The organism is Pseudoalteromonas sp. T1lg22 (assembly GCF_002964645.1).
Taxonomy (GTDB): domain Bacteria; phylum Pseudomonadota; class Gammaproteobacteria; order Enterobacterales; family Alteromonadaceae; genus Pseudoalteromonas.
On sequence record NZ_PQBY01000033.1, the window covers coordinates 1 to 217 of the forward strand.

Annotated in this window: 1 protein-coding gene; it reads right to left on the reverse strand. The window is 50.2% G+C overall.

Annotated features, from left to right (window positions below; all coding sequences use genetic code 11):
* Positions 1–197 (reverse strand): hypothetical protein (locus C2M24_RS16210; protein ID WP_233999569.1); only part of this gene is annotated, 197 nt, incomplete at its 3' end.
* Positions 198–217: the final 20 nt, after the last annotated feature.

Genomic DNA, 217 nt, shown 5'->3' on the forward strand with positions numbered 1-217 from the left:
TGGGTTTTGTTTTTGGTTGGCACTTCCAGGGTAAAGGGCATGCCGGCGTTGATTTCGCGGTGCGATAGTTTGGCCCCACAGGTAGTGAGGACTAAGGAAAGGCGCAATGTACCATTAAAACCATCGATGATACGGCTTTCGCAATTGAACTTGGCGGTATCACCGCGGCGTTGATGGTGAGCACCGAACTGGCACACTGCAAATTAAATTTAGGGTC